The organism is Streptomyces dryopteridis, assembly GCF_049606955.1.
Taxonomy (GTDB): Bacteria; Actinomycetota; Actinomycetes; order Streptomycetales; family Streptomycetaceae; genus Streptomyces.
Map to the genome: position 1 here is coordinate 1,038,012 of NZ_CP187113.1, position 16,180 is coordinate 1,054,191.

The 16,180-nt window shown below is 75.3% G+C and carries 11 protein-coding genes; 1 reads left to right on the forward strand and 10 read right to left on the reverse strand.

Going from position 1 to position 16,180, the window contains the following annotated elements; genetic code table 11:
* Positions 1-60: 60 nt before the first annotated feature.
* The 10 genes from ACN20G_RS04145 to ACN20G_RS04190 form a co-directional block, all read right to left on the reverse strand.
* Entirely contained in the window at positions 61-1,353 is a 1,293-nt protein-coding gene (locus ACN20G_RS04145) for an MFS transporter (RefSeq protein WP_424211347.1), read from the reverse strand.
* A gap of 174 nt (positions 1,354-1,527) precedes the next feature.
* Positions 1,528-2,574, reverse strand: a complete 1,047-nt coding sequence (locus ACN20G_RS04150; protein ID WP_424211348.1) for a winged helix DNA-binding domain-containing protein — start codon at positions 2,572-2,574, stop codon at positions 1,528-1,530.
* 71 nt (positions 2,575-2,645) lie between these two features.
* Positions 2,646-3,350 (reverse strand): 4'-phosphopantetheinyl transferase family protein, encoded by a 705-nt coding sequence (locus ACN20G_RS04155; RefSeq protein ID WP_424211349.1) that lies wholly within the window; start codon positions 3,348-3,350, stop codon positions 2,646-2,648.
* The gene (locus ACN20G_RS04160) at positions 3,350-7,294 is read right to left on the reverse strand and encodes an amino acid adenylation domain-containing protein (RefSeq protein WP_424211350.1); all 3,945 of its coding nucleotides are present in this window, start codon (positions 7,292-7,294) and stop codon (positions 3,350-3,352) included. The genes ACN20G_RS04155 and ACN20G_RS04160 overlap by 1 nt, the downstream gene beginning before the upstream one ends.
* 22 nt (positions 7,295-7,316) lie before the next feature.
* Positions 7,317-8,522, reverse strand: coding sequence for a cytochrome P450 (locus tag ACN20G_RS04165; RefSeq protein ID WP_424211351.1), 1,206 nt, complete (start codon positions 8,520-8,522; stop codon positions 7,317-7,319).
* Between the two features lies 1 nt (position 8,523).
* Entirely contained in the window at positions 8,524-8,703 is a 180-nt protein-coding gene (locus tag ACN20G_RS04170) for an MbtH family NRPS accessory protein (RefSeq protein ID WP_424211352.1), read from the reverse strand.
* Positions 8,704-8,775: 72 nt separating this feature from the next.
* Positions 8,776-9,531, reverse strand: a complete 756-nt coding sequence (locus ACN20G_RS04175) for a thioesterase II family protein (RefSeq protein ID WP_424211353.1) — start codon at positions 9,529-9,531, stop codon at positions 8,776-8,778.
* Between the two features lie 2 nt (positions 9,532-9,533).
* Entirely contained in the window at positions 9,534-11,384 is a 1,851-nt protein-coding gene (locus tag ACN20G_RS04180) for a non-ribosomal peptide synthetase (RefSeq protein WP_424211354.1), read from the reverse strand.
* A complete protein-coding gene (locus tag ACN20G_RS04185; RefSeq protein ID WP_424211355.1) occupies positions 11,381-12,973 on the reverse strand; it encodes an aldehyde dehydrogenase family protein in 1,593 nt (530 codons plus the stop codon). Before ACN20G_RS04185 ends, ACN20G_RS04180 begins: the two co-directional genes overlap by 4 nt.
* Before the next feature lie 337 nt (positions 12,974-13,310).
* The gene (locus ACN20G_RS04190; RefSeq protein WP_424211356.1) at positions 13,311-14,348 is read right to left on the reverse strand and encodes an AfsR/SARP family transcriptional regulator; all 1,038 of its coding nucleotides are present in this window, start codon (positions 14,346-14,348) and stop codon (positions 13,311-13,313) included.
* A gap of 196 nt (positions 14,349-14,544) precedes the next feature.
* Between ACN20G_RS04190 and ACN20G_RS04195 the strand changes: the two genes are divergently transcribed.
* The gene (locus ACN20G_RS04195) at positions 14,545-16,146 is read left to right on the forward strand and encodes a tryptophan halogenase family protein (protein ID WP_424211357.1); all 1,602 of its coding nucleotides are present in this window, start codon (positions 14,545-14,547) and stop codon (positions 16,144-16,146) included.
* Positions 16,147-16,180: the final 34 nt, after the last annotated feature.

Here is a 16,180-nt window from a genome sequence, read left to right on the forward strand (position 1 = left end):
GCGGTGCGGGCGGGCGCCCGGCGCGGGCGGCCGTGCGCCGCACCGGCCCCGGGACAGCGCTCAGGCGGTGATCTTGCTCTCGCCGGCGGGCGCGGCGGCCGGTTCGGCGCCCTCGGCCGGCGCGGCGTCCGGGCCGGTCGGCATCTCCTTGATCTTCGCGACGGGGCCGGCCAGCAGGGTCAGGCCGCCGAGGATGGTGACGGCGCCGGCAACGGCCAGGGCCGGGGTCAGTCCGATCGCCTCGCCGAGCGCGCCGCCCGCGAAGTAGCCGAGCGAGAGGGCGCCGTAGACGGCGGACAGGGCGCTGCCGGAGACCCGGCCCATCTGCTCGTTCGGGGTGACGCCCTGCACCAGGCTCAGCACGTGGATGTCGAACATCGGGGAGACGAAGCCGATGACCGCCTGGACCACCATCAGGCCCACGAACCCGCCGATGGCCCCGCCGGTCGGGACGACGATGTAGCCGGCGCCGAGGACCACGGCGGTCAGCACCAGCACCCGGCCCAGGGTGAGGACCTTGGTGACCTGCTCGGAGAGGACCGCGCCGACGATGACGAACACCGACATCACGGCGAAGGCCGCGCCGACCTGGCCGGGGCTGAGGTTCAGGACCTTGTACGCGTAGACGATCAGCAGGGCGTCGCCCATGGCCGCGCCGAGGTTGACGACGACGTTCGCGGTGAACAGGCCGCGCAGCACGGGGTTGCCGAACAGGGTCTTCAGGCCCTCCTTCAGCTCCGCCTTCGCCGAGGTCTTGCGCTCCTCGGTCCGCTCGCGCACGTCGCGGTGGCGGATGACCAGCAGCGCGACCAGCGAGATCAGGAAGGTGAACGCGTCGGCGGTGATCGCGCGGGCCGCGCCCAGCAGTTGGATCAGGGCGCCGCCGGCGCCGGCGCCGACCGCCTCGGCCACGCTGCGGCTGATCTGGAGCTTGGTGTTGCCCTCGATGAGGTTCTCGGTGCCGATCAGCTGCGGCAGCCAGGACTGGTAGGAGACCTCGAAGAAGGTGGTCAGGACGCCGGTGACGGCGGCCACCGCGTAGATGTGGGCCATGCTCACCGAGTCGAGGGCGAAGGCCAGCGGGATCGTCGCCAGCGCCAGGAAGCGCCCGAGGTCGGCCACGATCATCACGGTGCGGCGCGAGACCCGGTCGGCGACGAGGCCGGCGATCGGGGCGAGCAGCAGGAAGGGCAGGAAGCGGAGCGCTCCCAGGACGCCGACCTCGAACGCTCCCCCGTCCATGACGACGACCGCGAGGGTGGGGAGCGCGAGGAGGGAGATCTTGTCGCCGAAGTTGCTGACGGTCTGCCCGAACCACAGGCGATTGAAATCGGAATGCCGACCGAGTGCCATGTCGACGCCTTTTCTGATGGGGGACGGAAGTGTGGAGCGGCACTCACGCTAGGAATCCGGAGTTAGCGGGCGGTTATGAAATCCGGCGGTTGTAGGACGGTTGTAGGGGCGTCGTGGACACGGTGGAGACCGGGTCCCCGGACCGGCCACGACGCCCCCGGGCGGCGGGCGCGCTCAGCCGGTGAAGGCGGCCGCGGCCTCGGCCTCGCGGGTCAGGGCCGCGGTCGCGGCCGGGGTGAGCGGGGCGGTGTCCGGGAATGGCTCGATCCGGGGCGCGGCCCCCGCTCCCCCGCCCCGGGTCCACGTGCCCACGGCCAAACCGTCCACGAGCACCGTGGCCCGGATCATCCCGCCGCCGGGCCACACCCGCTTCTCGTGGGCGGCCGGCACGGTGGGTTCGCGGGTGCGGTAGGCCACGAGGTGGTCGTCGTAGGCGGGCAGCAGCCGCACGTCGGGGGCGTCCGGGTCGGGGGCCGGCGCGGGGCCCGGGTCGGTGTGGTCCCGGGCCGAGGCGGCCCATGCCTCCTTGGCCTCCCCGGTCCGCAGCCCGGACCAGTGCGCGAAGTCGGCGGCGTCGGCCGGTCCGTGGCCGATCCGGTAGCGGCGGGCCAGTTCGCGGTGGGCGGCGGCGCCGGTGAACGCGGGCGGCCCCGCCGGCGGCAGCCACGCGTCCAGGAGTGCGAAGGCGGGTTCGCCCGCGCGCAGCGGGCCGTGGCAGATCCGGCCGGTCAGGGCGGCGCGGCGGATCAGGTGGAAGGCGGCCTGCCCGGTGCCCGGCACCCCCAGGGCGCCGAGCCGGGCGGTGAGTTCGGCCCGGGTCAGCGGCCCCTCGTCCGCGATGGCCCGTGCCATCAGTTCCTCGGACCTCTCGCACAGCTCGGGCGAGAGGTCCAGTTCGCGCAGTCTGCGGGCGGCGAGGGCGAGTTGCGCGGGTCCGTACAGGGCGAGCAGCCAGCGGGCGTCGGCCGCCGGCACCAGGTGCAGGGTGCCGCGCATGAACCAGCCGCGCAGCAGGGTCCGGTCGGTGTCCAGGGCCCGGTGGACGGCGGCCCGGGTCAGGCCGGTCGAACGGACCCGCAGGCCCAGTTCGGCCGCCGGCAGGTCCTGGGCCTGCACGGCGAACACCCGGGCCAGGACCCCCTCGACCCCCTCCTCGCGGACCTGCCCGCCGACCGCCTGGGCCGCCGCGCGGGCCACCCGCTCCGCTGTGCCTCGTTCCACGTGCCTCACCGTTCTCTCGTCGTGCTTCGTGCGTCGTGCTTGGTGCGTGGTGTTTGTCGTCAAGGTGCTACTCAGGGCGGGTCGGGGTCCAGCAGCCGCAGCCGGACCGGGCCCGCGGTCGCGGCGCAGCCCACCGCCCCGGCCCGCGTCCAGTCCGTCAGGCGCCGGCCGCGCCAGCGGGCCGGGCCCCGGCCGTGCACGGGAACGTCGATGCGGGCCGCCTCGTCGAGACTGCCCGCTCCGGCCTTCACCAGGGCCTCCTTGCGCACCCACTGCCGCAGGAACACCTCCCGGCTCCCGCCCGCCGCCGTCCACGCGGCCCGTTCCTCCCGCGTGCAGGCCCGCGCGACCAGCCGCGGGTCCGGGGCCGGCCCGGCGAGCTCCTCCACGTCCACGCCGACGGGGCCGGGGGCCGCGACGGCGGCCACCCGACCCCGGGTGTGGGCGAGGCTGACGCCCAGGCCGGGCGCCTCCACGAGGCGGGGCCGGCCGTGCGGCCGGGGACAGCTCCCGCAGGATTGCACGAGGGTGAGAGCGCCCGCCGGCAGGCCCAGCAGCCGACCGGCGCACAACCGCACCAGCACGTGCGCGGCGAGGAAGTCCGCGCGGTCGGCGTCCGCGCGGAAGCCCTCGGCCCGGGCCCGTTCCACCCCGGTCAGCAGGGACCACGGGTCCGGCCCGGCCTCGGCGAGCACGGCCCCGGTGCTCCCGGCCCACACCAGACCCACCGGCGGGAGGGCCGCCGGTGGGTGCGGGCCGCGTGCGGGAGCGGGCATCAGCGGGCGCGGCGCAGGACCGCGTAGTACCCGGGCAGCAGCAGGGCGTCGGCGTCCGAGCGCGGGTCGATGGCGTGCAGTTCGATCGCCTCGTCCGCGACGACCTCCCAGCCCTGAGCGCCGAAGGCCGCGTCCAGTTCGGGCCGGGTGAAACGGTGCGAGTGCCGCACCCCGGCCGCCTCCAGCGGGCCGACCAGGTCCTCGGCCCGGCCGCGCTTGCCGCCGACGAAACCGAGGTAGCCGAAGGAGTTCCCGGAGTAGTCGGGCTCGTGCACGATCAGCGTGCCCCGGTCGCCGAGGAGATCGGCGGCCACGGCCGCGAGCCGGGCCCGGGCCTCCTGGTCCAGGACGTGGAAGACCCCGCGCACGAAGATGTTGTACGGGCCCGCGCCGAGGGTCTTCGCCTGTTCGGCGTCGGTCATGTCCAGCGCCAGGTACTCCACGCCGGGCACTCCCGCGGCCTCCCGCCGGGCGTGCTCGATGGCGCTGGCCGACACGTCCACGCCGACCACCCGCGGGTGGTGGGAGGCCAGTTCGCGGCTGTAGCGGCCGTTGCCGCAGCCGAGGTCGATGACGGGCAGCCCGGGCTCGAAGTGCCGGTCGGCCTGGTCGAGGAGCCACCGGAACTCCTCGTCGCTGTCGGCGTCCCAGATGACGTCGCCGCCGCGCCCGGTCCGCCGGACCCCGGCCCAGTAGCGTTCCCAGTTGTCGCCGGTGTCACGGGCGACGGCGCCCGCGGCGGGCGCCTCCTCGGCCCCGGGCGGGGCGGAGGGCGCCTCCCAGGCGGCGTCCTCGCCGAGGGACTCCAGCAGGGCCGTGAACTCCTCGAACATGCCCTCGACGAGGCCGTCGGGGTACACGGCGGGCAGGAAGTCCCAGTTGTAGAGCAGGCCCTCGGGCTTCTCGAACACCTGGAAGTCGAGGGAGACCTGCGGGGTCTGGGAGATGCCGTGGACGGGGGTGCCGAGCAGGTTCTCCTCGTACTGCGGGGGGTGTCCGGCGAGGCTGGTCATGACCACGGGCATGGCCGGGGCCAGCGAGCCGCGCAGCCTGGTGAGTTCCCGCAGCACCTGCACCCCGCTGAAGTAGCGGTGTTCGAGGTCGGCCCACAGCCGGCTCTGCACGGCGCGGGCCCGGCCCGCGAAGCTGCCCTCGGTCTGTTCCACGGCCAGCAGCAGGGTGGTGGTGGTGTCGGCGAGCAGCGAGTTGACCTGCGGGTGCAGCGGCAGCCGGTTGAACAACGGGAAGTTGATCGTGAACCGGGGCCGGCCCGAGGCCCGGCCGAGGATCTCGGCGTAGGCGGCGGCCAGCACCCCGGAGGGGGTGACCTCACGGGCGTGGGCGCGCTCCTGGATCCGGGCCCACAGCGCGGGGTCCACGACGTGGGTGCGGCGGGCGAAGCGGACCGGGAGTTCGGGGGCGTCGGCGGGGCGTTCGGGCAGTTCGGGGGCGGGCGGCAGGGTCTCCAGCCGGTCCCGCCAGTACCACTCGGAGCGGCGGTACAGCTCGCTGTCGCGCAGGGTGTTCCCGACGGCCAGCACGTAGTCGCGGAAGGTCAGCTCCAGCGGCGGCAGGGCGGTGTCGGGGTCGGCGTACAGGCTGACCAGGTCGGGCACGAGGACCTGGAAGTAGCTCCAGGCGTCGGCGACGAGGAAGTCCAGGCACAGGTGGATCCGGGCCCGGCCCCCGCCGAGCAGACTGATCCGCACGTCGAACAGCGGCCAGGAGTCCCCGTCGAGGACCTGGTGGGAGAGGGTCTCGCGGAGCTCCGCCAGGGCCCGCGTCCGGTCCTCCTCGGTGAGGTCGCCGAGGTCGGTGACGGGGATCTCGAAGGCGGGGACCTCCTCGAAGACCTGCTGGGTGCCGTCGGGCAGCACCCGGGTGCGCAGCGCGTCGTGCCGGGCGACCAGGGCGCGCCAGGCCGCGTCGAACCGGGCCAGGTCCAGCCGCTCGTTCTCCCACTCGAAGTAGCCGTGGCAGCCGACGTTGCCGAGGTCGACGAGGCCGCCGCGCCCGATCCACAGGGCCTGCTGGCTCTCGGTCAGCGGGAAGGGCTCGAAGCGGGCGGCGGGGTCGGGGACGATCGCGGGCAGGCCGCCGAAGGAGCCGCGGGAGCCGCCGTCGCCGGCGGTGACGAGTTCGGCGAGCTCGGCGACGGTGGGGCGGGCGGAGAGGTCGGAGAGGCTGAGTTCGACGCCGTAGCGGCGGCGGATCTCGTCGATGAGTCGGAAGGCCAGCAGGGAGTGGCCGCCGCTCTCGAAGAAGTTGTCGTGGATGCCGACGGTGTCGACGCGGAACGCCTCGGCCCACATGCGGGCCAGGCCGTCCTCGATCTCGTCGCGGGGGGCCTCGTAGCCCACGCCGGCGGCCTCGCGGCCCTCGGGCGGCTCGGGCAGGCTGCGCCGGTCCACCTTGCCGTTGGGCAGTCGGGGCAGGGCGGGCAGCACGAGGAGCGCGGAGGGGACCATGTAGTAGGGCAGGGTGCGGGCCACCTCGGCGCGAATGGCGGCCGGGTCGGGTGCGGCGCCCTCGGCGGGGGCCACGTAGGCGATCAGGCGGGTGTCCCCGGGGCCGTGCTCGACGGTGACGACGACGACCTCGGCGACGCCGTCGAGGCGGGCGATGTGCGTCTCGACCTCGCCGAGTTCCACCCGGAAGCCGCGGATCTTGACCTGGGAGTCGGAGCGGCCCAGGAGTTCGACGGCGCCGTCCTCGCGGCGGCGGGCGAGGTCGCCGGTGGCGTACAGCACCGGGTGCGGGTCCTCGGGCAGGTGGTTGGGGAGGAACTTCTCGGCGGTCAGCCCGGGCCGGCCGTGGTAGCCGGCGGCGAGTCCGGCGCCGGAGACGTGCAGCCGGCCCACCTCGCCGTCGGGCACGGGCCGGCCGTCCTCGTCGAGGAGGTGGACGCGCAGGTTGGCGATGGGCACGCCGACCGGGACCTGCCGGGCCGCCTTGACCTCGTCGGGCGTGGTCTGGCTGGTGAGGTCCACGCCGGCGCCGAGGTCGAGGCAGGAGAGCACGTTGGTGGTCTCGGTGGTGCCGTAGGTCATGACCACCCGGAACGGGGTGTCCACGGGCGGCCAGGAGTGGACCCGTTCGGCGGTGGTGACCAGGATCCGCAGCGCCGTCGCGGCGGGCCACTCCAGCCCCCACACGGATTCGGCGAGGGCGGCCACGAGCATGGTGTGGGTGATGCCCTCGCGGACCAGCCAGTCGCGGATCTGGTCGGGGGTGCGGGCCTCCCCGGCCTCGGGAATGTGGATCGCGGCGCCGGCCGGCAGGTAGGCCAGCCACTCCATGATCTGCACGGCGAAGCCGGGGGTGGAGGTCCAGGAGGCGCGGTCGCCCTCGCGGACCCCGTAGGCGCGGCGGGTCCAGTGCACGAGGTTGGTGAGCGCCCCGTGCCGTTCCAGCACCGCCTTGGGCACGCCGGTGGAGCCGGAGGTGTAGATCAGGTGGCTGACGGTGTCGGGCCCGAGGGCGACCCCGGGGGCGTCGGCGGGCAGGTCGGGATCGGCGGTGAGGGCCTCGATCTCGGCGTGCGCGACCCCGTCCGGTATCCGGCCGGCCAGGTCGGCGGGGGCCAGCACGAGCAGGGGCCCGGAGTCGGCGATCATCGCGGCGAGCCGGTCGTCGGGGTTGACGGGGTCGAGGGCCACGACGGCGGCGCCGGTCTTGAGGATCGCGAGGGAGCCGATCACGTACTCGGCGCCGCGCGGGTGGCACAGCCCGATCCGCTGTCCGGGCGCGGCGCCCCGGGCGATCAGGGCGTGGGCGAGCCGGTTGGTGACGGTCTCCAACTCGGCCCGGGTCCAGCGGCGGGCGCCCTGGACGAGGGCGGTGGCCCCGGGGGCGCGGGCGGCGAGCGCGGCGAGCAGCCCGGGGTAGTCGGTGCCGGGGAACTCGGCGTCGGTGCGGTTGTGGTCGACGAGCGCGGTGGTCACGGTGGGGGCCCTTTCCGGAGGCTTAGGCGGCGACGCGGCTGCGCAGCAGCCGGACCGGGAGGCTGTTGATCCCCCAGGTGAAGTTGGACGAGTTGAACGTGGCCGGGCCGGTGGCCTCGAAGCCGTCGAGGACCGGCAGCAGCCCGGCGAGCAGGGCGCCGAGTTCGAGCCGGGCCAGGCGCGCGCCCAGGCACAGGTGCCGGCCGTGGCCGAAGGCGATGTGCCGGTTGGGGCGGCGGTCGACGCGGAACTCGTGCGGGGCCTCGAAGAGGTCCTCGTCGCGGTTGGCGGAGACGTTCCAGAGGGTGACGCGGTCGCCGGCGGCGATGTGCCGGCCGCCGATCTCGGTGTCGCGGACGGCGGTGCGCAGGGCGTGCACCCCGGGGGTGGTCCAGCGCAGGACCTCCTCGACGGCCGGGCCGATGCCGGCGGGGCCGCTCTCGCGCAGCAGCCGCCACTGCTCGGGCCGGCGCGCGAACTCGTGGACGGCGCCGGCGGCGGAGTAGCGGGTGGTCTCGTTGGCGCCGGAGAGCACGCCGTTGAGGTTGAAGACGATCTCCTGGTCGCTGAGCGGGCGGGCGGTGCCGTCGCCCTCGTCGACGAGGGTGTCGTGGGCGATCTCGCTGATCAGGTCCTCGCCGGGGGTGGTGCGGCGCTCGGCGAGGAGTTCGATGAAGTAGAGGAAGATCTCGGAGTGGGCGGCGGCGCGGACGGACTCGTCGGGCGAGTCGAAGGCGTCGGTGGTGAGGTCGCCGATCCAGGACCAGTCGGCGCGGGGGATGCCCATCATGGCGCAGACCACCCGGTTGGGCAGTTGTTTGGCGAGCTCGATGAAGTCGAGGCTCTCGCGTTCCAGTGCCTCGGCGACGAGTTCGCCCACGACCGCGTCGACCATCGCCTCCTGGCGGGGCATCCGTGCCGGCGCGAACGCCGTGTACAGGGCCCGCTTGAGGCGGGTGTGGTGCGGCACGTCGGAGACGATCAGCATCCGGTTGGCGACGGCGGCGACGGCGGCCGGGTCGCTGCCCAGGCGCATGCCGCTCGCGGAGCTGAAGGTGTCCCCGTCGGCGTACACGGAGACGATGTCGCGGTGCTTGCTGAGCACCCAGAAGCCCTCGCCGTCGGGTTCGGGGTGGCGGTGGACGGGGTCGTGGGCGCGCAGCCAGGCGAAGGTGTCCCAGAAGTCGTTGCGCCCGAAGGGGCCCGGGTCGAGCAGGTCGATCTTCACGTCAGGCTCCTCGGGCGGGCCGCGGGCGGGTGTCGGTCCAGTGCGCGTCCACGTGGGCGGCGCAGGCTTCCTCGTCGCCCTCGAAGCCGGCGGGGCTCCAGCCCTCCGGGGCCGCGCGGCCGGCGGGGTACAGGGCGTGTTGTCCCCGGTGGTTGACGAGGACCTGGTGGGTGGTGGGCACGGGGGCCTCCGGGCTCGGGCGGGTTCGGGTGCGACGGGTTCGGGTGCGGCGGGTTCGGGTGCGGCGCGGCGGTCAGTCGCGGACGGCGCCGGTCGTGGCGCCGGCGGCCTCCCGGAGCAGGCCGGCGAGGTGGTCGAGCAGGGCCCGCGGCCGGCGGAGCACGGCGTGGTGGCCGCCGGGCACGGTGCGGCGCAGCAGGCCGGCGGTGGTGACCGCGCCCCAGCCGTCGAGTTCCTCGGCGCTGACCGTCTCGTCCCCGTCGGCGCCCCAGGCGTGCACGGGCACGTCGAGCGGGTCCCCGGCGCGGTGGGCGTAGCCGACGGAGAGCCGGGCGTCCTTGCGGAGCATCGCGACCATGAGGGCGCGGGTGTCGGCGTCGAGGAGTTCGGGGTCGAGGCCGGCGGTGTCGAAGAGCTTGTCGAGTTCGGCCTCGTCGTCCACGATGCCCCGGCCGGCGCCGTCCCAGTACCAGGGGGCGCGGCAGCCGCTGACGACGAGGGCGTGCGGGCGGACCCGGCGGGCCACCTCGTAGCCGATGAGGCCGCCGAAGCTGTGGCCGAAGACGATCAGGGGGCGGCCGGGGGCGAGGGTGTCGGCGAGTTCGGCGGCGACGGCGGTGACGGCCTCGTCGAAGGTCTCGGGCATCGGTTCGCGCCAGCGGTTCTCGCGGCCGGGCAGTTGCACGCCGTACACCTGGGCGGCGCCGGCGAGGGCGGGTTGCCAGGCGCGGAACTGTTGGCAGCCGGCGCCGGCGGGCGGGAGGCAGAGCAGGGCGGGGCGGGTGGCGTCGGCGGGGTCGGTGCTCCAGGTGGAGATCCAGCTGCCCATGCTCAGGCCCCCCGGGTGTCGTGGCCGGCGCCGGCCTCGACGGCGTCGGCTTCGGCTTCGGCTTCGGCTTCGGCGGTGTCGCGCAGGGCGGCGAGCCGGTCGAGTTCGGCGGCGAGGGCGTCGGCGGTGGGGCGGGCCAGCAGGGCGCCGAGGCCCAGTTTGAGGCCGGTGACGCGGCGCAGTTCGGAGACGACGCGGGCGGCGGCCAGGGAGTGTCCGCCGAGTTCGAAGAAGTCCGCGTCGGGGCCGGGCACGGGGATTCCGAGGACCTCCGCCCACACGCCCGTGACCAGGCCCTCGGTGAGGGTGCCGGCCCGCTCGGGGCCGGTGGGGGCCTCGGGGGCGGTGAGGTCGGCGGCGATCGCGGCGCGGTCGGCCTTGCCGGTGCCGAGGGTGGGGATCCGGTCGCGGACCCGGACCACGGTGGGGACGGCGGCGGCGGGCAGTTGTTTGCGGCAGTGCTCCACGACCCGGTCGGCGAGTCCTGCGGGTTCGGCGCCGGGCGCGGCCACCACGGCCAGGCCCAGGGTCTCGCCGGAGCCGAGGGGGGCGCATGCGGCGGCGAGGACCTCGGGGAGTTCGGCGGCGACCCGTTCGACCTCGCCGAGTTCCACCCGGTGGCCCCGGACCTTGACCTGGTCGTCGCGGCGGCCCCGGTAGTGGAGTTGTCCGTCGGGGTGGCGGACCACGAGGTCGCCGGTGCGGTACATGCGGGCGCCGGCGCCCGCGAAGGGGTCGGGCGGGAAACGGCTCGCGGTGAGTCCGGGGCGGCCCCGGTAGCCGCGGGCGACGGCCGGTCCGCCGAGGTGGAGTTCGCCCTCGACCCCGTCGGGCACGGGCCGCAGTTCCTCGTCCAGGACGTGCGCGTGGTAGCCGGGCAGGGGGCGGCCGATGCCGGTGACGTCGTCGCCTCGGGCGCTGTCGGCCCAGGTCGCGGCGATGGCGACCTCGGTGGGCCCGTACACGTTGAGGAGCCGGCGGCCGGCGGCGAAGCGTTCGGCGAGGGCGGCCGGGCATGCCTCGCCGGCGACCACGATCACCTCGGCGGACTCCAGGGCGTGCCCGTGCGCGGCGAGCAGGGAGGGGGTGAGGGAGACGGTGCGCAGGCCGGCCGGAACGGGCTCGCGGTCGGCGGCGGCGGCCTCGCGCAGGCCCTCCAGGGAGAGGTCCACGAGGGCGATGCCCTGGCCGTGCACGAGGTAGAGCAGGGTGCACCACAGCCAGCCGTCGAAGGCGGGCGAGACGGCGTTCAGGCCCAGGCCCCCCGAGGGCAGGTCCAGGGTGGCGAGGGCGGTGACGAAGGTGTCGAGACCCCGGTGGGTGATCTCGACGCCCTTGGGGCGGCCGGTGGTGCCGGAGGTGTGGATCAGGTAGGCGCGGTCCTCGGGGTCGGGCGGGGTGACGACGAGGGGGCCGGGGGCGGCGCGGCGCGCGTCGGCGGGGGTCAGCAGCCGCAGCCCGCCGCGGTCGAGGCCGGGCGGGACTGCGGCGGCCACGAGGACGGCGGGCGCGGCGTCGGCGAGCACGTGCCCGAGGCGTTCGGTGGGGTGGGCCGGATCGAGGGGGACGGCCACGGCGCCCAGGCTCCAGACGGCGAGCAGCGCCGGGACGCTCTCGCGGGAGCGGCCGAGCAGCAGGGCCACGGGCACCTCGGGGCCGACCCCGGCCTCGGCGAGGGCGCGGGCCCAGCGGGCGGTGCGGGCGGTGAGCGCGGCGTAGGTGTGGGTGCCGTCGACGGCGCGGACGGCGGTGGCGTCGGGCAGTTCGCGGGTCCACCGCTCCAGCCGCGCGAACAGCGGCGGGAGGGTCTCGGCCGGGTGCGTGACGGCCGGGTGCGTGACGGGGGTGCTCATCGGGTCTGGTCCCCTTCGGGCGCGGCGGGTCCGGCGGGCGCGGTGGCTCCGGTGGGGTCGGTGGGGTCGGTGGCGCGCAGTCGGGGGCCGACCACCCGCCCGTCGCCCTGAGGCAGTTGCAGGGACTTCGTCTCCAGGAACGCCTCCAGGCCGGCGGTCCCGCACTCGCGGCCGATGCCGGACTGCTTGAAGCCGCCGAAGGGCGCGGCGGGGTTGAACTGGCCGCCGTTGACGTCCACGAGCCCGGTGCGGAAACCCCGGGCGACGCGCTCGGCGCGGGCGGGGTCGGCGGACCAGACGGCGCCGTGCAGCCCGTAGTGGGTGTCGTTGACCACGCGCAGGGCCGACTCCTCGTCGTCGTAGGGCACGACGCACAGCACGGGGCCGAAGATCTCCTCCTGCCCGAGGTCGGAGGCGGGGTCGGTGTCGGCGAAGATCGTGGGGCGGGCGTAATACCCGCGGGTCAGGCCCTCGGGGCGGCCGGGCCCGCCGAACACGAGCCGCCCGGAGCCCTCGGCGATGCCCCGTTCCACGTACCGGGTGACGCGGGCGTGGGCGGCGGCGGAGACCAGCGGGCCGAGGTCGGTGGCCGGGTCGCGGGGGTCGCCGGTGACGTACCCGGCCATGGCCTCGGCGGCCAGCGCGAGCGCCTCCTCCTGCCGGGCGCGGGGCACCAGCAGCCGGCTCCACTGGAGGCAGGTCTGGCCGCTGTTGAAGAGGACCTGGTCGACGGTGGCGGCGACGGCGCGGGCGAGGTCGGCGTCGTCGAGGACCAGGCTCGCGTTCTTGCCGCCGAGTTCGAGGTGGACGCGTTTGATCCCGGCGGCGGCGCGGGCGGCGACGTCGCGGCCGGCGCGGGTGGAGCCGGTCAGCGAGACGGTGTCCACGAGCGGGTGCTCGACGAGGGCGGCGCCGACGGTCTCGCCGGTGCCGACGACCGCGTTGAACACCCCGGGCGGCAGGTCGGCCTCGGCCATGGCCTCGGCGAGCAGCCGGGCGTGCAGCGGGGTCAGCTCGCTGGGCTTGTGCACGACGGTGCAGCCGGCGGCCAGCGCGGGCAGCACCTTCTGCACGGTGAGCAGCAGCGGGGTGTTCCACGGGGTGACGCAGGCGGCGACGCCGGCGGCCTCGCGGACCACCAGCGAGTGCCCGATCCGCTCCTCGAACACGTGCGAGGCGGCGGTCTCCACGCAGTGCGCGGCCATGCCGAGGGAGAGGCCCACGTGGGTCTGCCGGGCCATCCGGATGGGCGCGCCGACCTCGGCGGTGATCGTGTCGGCGAAACGGTCGGCGCGGGCCTCCATGGCGGCGACCACGCGGCGCAGCAGGGCGGCGCGCTGTCGCGGCGGGGTGGCGGACCAGCCGGGGAAGGCCGCGGCGGCGGCGCGGGCCGCGCGATCGGCGTCCCGGGCGGTGCCGGCGGCGACCGTGGCCAGGGGCAGTTCGGTGGCGGGGTCGGTGACGAGGATCCGGTCCTCGGCGTCGGAGGCGGTCCAGGCCCCGCCGATCCACTGGTCGCCGTGGTGCGGCGGCGCGGGAGCCGGGGCGGCGGTCGCGGGCGGGTCCTGTCTCACGGTCGACACGGTCATGACGGGGTTCCTCACGGGGTCTCGTGACGCGGGGTGCGGGGCGGCTCCGCACGGACGTGCGGGCGGTGGGGCGGTGCGGTGGGGCGGATCGGCTCGGGCTCAATCGGCGACGCGGACGGGCGAGCGAGGCGGGGCGGGCACAGGGCGGTGGGGCGGATCGGCTCGGGCCCGATCAGTGATGCGGACGGACGGGGCGGGCGGGACGGGACGGGGCGGGGCACGGGGCGTTGGGGCGGATCGGCTCGGGCTCGGTCGGCGCGGACGGGGCGGGGCGGGGCGGGGCACGGGGCTGCGGCTCGGGGCGGACCGGCCCGGCCCGGCTCGGCTCGGCTCGTGCTCAGTCGACGGCGGGGACGGGTGGGGCCGCCGCGCGGGCGCGGGTGTCGGCGCGGGCCCGGCGGGCGGGTCGGGCCGGCAGCCCGGCGGCCCAGGGCTCGACCCCGTGCCCGGTGCCCCGGCGGCCCGCCGACCGCGCGGCGCGGATCGGGCCCCCGCCGCCGGCCGGGGCGCGCGGGGCGGCGGCGGGGACCAGGGCGCGCAGCAGGGCGCGGGTCTCGGGGGCGGGGTCCACGGCGAGTTCCTCCCGCAGCCGGCGGGCGCACAGCTCGTACCAGCGGCGCACGCAGGCGAGTTCGCCCCGGCGGCCGTGGGCGGCCATCAGCGCGCGGTAGGTCTCCTCGTGGTGCCGGTCGACGGCCAGGGCCCGCCGGCACAGTTCGATGACCTCGCCGCCGTCCTCGCGGGCCTCCGCGTCGGCCCGCAGCACGGTCAGCGCGCGCAGGGCCAGGGCCCGCAGGTACTCGCGCTGCTCCACCACCCAGTCGGCGTCCTCACCCCGCAGGAACTCCCCGCCGTACAGGTCGAGGGCGGCCCGCAGCGGGCCCCGGGCGGCGGCGGTGTCGCCTCGGGCTGCGGCGCGCAACCCGGTGTGCACGAGCTCGCGGAATGCCTCCAGGTCGGACCAGAGCCCGTCCACGTGCAGCACGTAGCCGAAGTCGCGGTGCAGCAGCCGGATCCCGGAGTCCCCGGGCCGGTCGGGGTGGGCGTCCAGGACCCGGCGCAGGGCGTGCGCGGCCACCTTCAGGGAGCTGCCGCCGGCCGCGCCGGGCCACAGGGCGTCGTGCAACCGGTCGCGGGTGAGGACCTGCCCCCGGTGCAGCACGAGGAACTGGAACAGCCCGCGGGCCTTGCCGGCCCGCCATCGGTCCACGGGCTCGCCGCGCACGGTGAGCCGGAAGTCGCCGAGGAACCGGACCCGGACCGCGGGCCCCGGACCGGCCGGCCCGCCCGTCGCGCCGGCCGAGGCGCCCGAGGCGATCCCGACGCCCGTGGCGATCGTGGCGGTGCTCGTCGCGTCGGTCCTCGCGGTGGTCATCGCGCCCTCCCCGTTCTCGTCTCCCCGCCCGCACCGCGGCCGGTGCCCCGGTGGTCTGCGAGGAGTGTGCGCGGGCGGCCTTTCACCGCCCTACAACGGCGGGCCGGACGGCGTTGTAGGCCGGTGAAAGGCCCGTCGCGCACATTTCTCGGCACGACCACCCCGCACCGCCGACCCCGAAACGAGGGCTGTTTCCATGACCAGCAGCGACACCCGGCTCCAGAAGGTCGTCATCCTCGGCGGCGGCACGGCCGGCTGGATGACGGCCGCCTACCTGGGCAAGGCCCTCCAGGGCACGGTCGACATCACCGTGCTGGAGGCGCCGTCCATCCCGCGGATCGGCGTGGGCGAGGCGACCGTGCCCAACCTCCAGCGGTCCTTCTTCGACTACCTCGGGATCGCCGAGGACGAGTGGATGCGGGAGTGCAACGCCAGCTTCAAGATGGCCGTGCGCTTCGTGAACTGGCGCACCGGCGGGCAGGGCGAGTCCGGGGCCCGTGAGCTGCCGGGCGGCGGGCCGGACCACTTCTACCACCCCTTCGGCCTGCTCCCGGACTACGACCACACGCCGCTGTCGCACTACTGGTTCAAGCGCAAGCACGAGGGCCGCACCACCGAGCCCTTCGACTACGCCTGCTTCCGCGAACCCCCCGTGATGGACGCGATGAAGGCCCCGCGCTGGCTGGACGGCCGGCCGGCCACCCGGTACGCGTGGCACTTCGACGCCCAGCTCGTGGCCGACTTCCTGCGGCGCTTCGCCACCGAGAAGCAGGACGTCAACCACGTCCGGGACGAGATGACGCGGGCCGAGCTCGACGAGCGCGGGTACGTCAAGGCCCTGCACACCAAGGGCGGGCTGACCCTGGACGCGGACCTGTTCGTGGACTGCTCCGGCTTCCGCGGCCTGCTCATCAACCAGGCCATGGAGGAGCCCTTCATCGACATGAGCGACCACCTGCTGTGCGACAGCGCGGTGGCCACCGCCGTCCCGCACGACGACGAGGCGGGCGGCGTGGAGCCGTACACCTCGGCGATCGCGATGTCCTCGGGCTGGGCGTGGAAGATCCCGATGCTGGGCCGCTTCGGCACCGGCTACGTGTACAGCAGCAAGTTCGCCGACCAGGAGACCGCGACCGCCGAGTTCGCGAACATGTGGGGGCTGGACCCGGCGGAGACCAAGTTCAACCACATCCGCTTCCGGGTCGGGCGCAACCGGCGGGCGTGGGTGAAGAACGTGGTGAGCATCGGCCTGTCCTCGTGCTTCCTGGAGCCGCTGGAGTCCACCGGCATCTACTTCATCACCGCCGCGATCTACCAGCTCGCCAAGCACTTCCCGGACAAGACCTTCAACCCGGGGCTGACCGACAGCTTCAACCGCGAGATCGAGTTGATGTTCGACGACACCCGGGACTTCATCCAGGCGCACTTCTTCTACGCCCCCCGCGACGACACCCCCTTCTGGCGCGCCAACAAGGAACTGACCCTGCCCGAGAACATCCGGCAGAAGATCTCCGCCTACAAGGCCGGCCTGCCCATCAACTCGCCGATCACCGACGAGTCCACCTACTACGGCAACTTCGAGGCCGAGTTCCGCAACTTCTGGACCAACGGCAGCTACTACTGCATCTTCGCGGGCCTCGGCCTGGAGCCGGACGCCCCGCTGCCCTCCCTGGCCCACCGCCCCGAGTCCGTCGCCGGCGCCGAGCCCCTCTTCGACACCGTCAAGCGCCAGCAGCAGAACCTCCTCGAAACCCTCCCCAGCGCCTACGACTACCTCCGCCGGCTCCACGGCGCGTAACCGCTGCCGCACGGTCCGGCCGGCGAGGCCCGGC

Coding starts and splice junctions, on each gene's coding strand:
- ACN20G_RS04145 (WP_424211347.1), bottom strand. CDS start 1,353: ATGGCACTCGGTCGGCATTCCGATTTCAATCGCCTGTGGTTCGGGCAG.
- ACN20G_RS04155 (WP_424211349.1), bottom strand. CDS start 3,350: ATGCCCGCTCCCGCACGCGGCCCGCACCCACCGGCGGCCCTCCCGCCG.
- ACN20G_RS04175 (WP_424211353.1), bottom strand. CDS start 9,531: ATGGGCAGCTGGATCTCCACCTGGAGCACCGACCCCGCCGACGCCACC.
- ACN20G_RS04180 (WP_424211354.1), bottom strand. CDS start 11,384: ATGAGCACCCCCGTCACGCACCCGGCCGTCACGCACCCGGCCGAGACC.
- ACN20G_RS04185 (WP_424211355.1), bottom strand. CDS start 12,973: ATGACCGTGTCGACCGTGAGACAGGACCCGCCCGCGACCGCCGCCCCG.
- ACN20G_RS04190 (WP_424211356.1), bottom strand. CDS start 14,348: ATGACCACCGCGAGGACCGACGCGACGAGCACCGCCACGATCGCCACG.
- ACN20G_RS04195 (WP_424211357.1), top strand. CDS start 14,545: ATGACCAGCAGCGACACCCGGCTCCAGAAGGTCGTCATCCTCGGCGGC.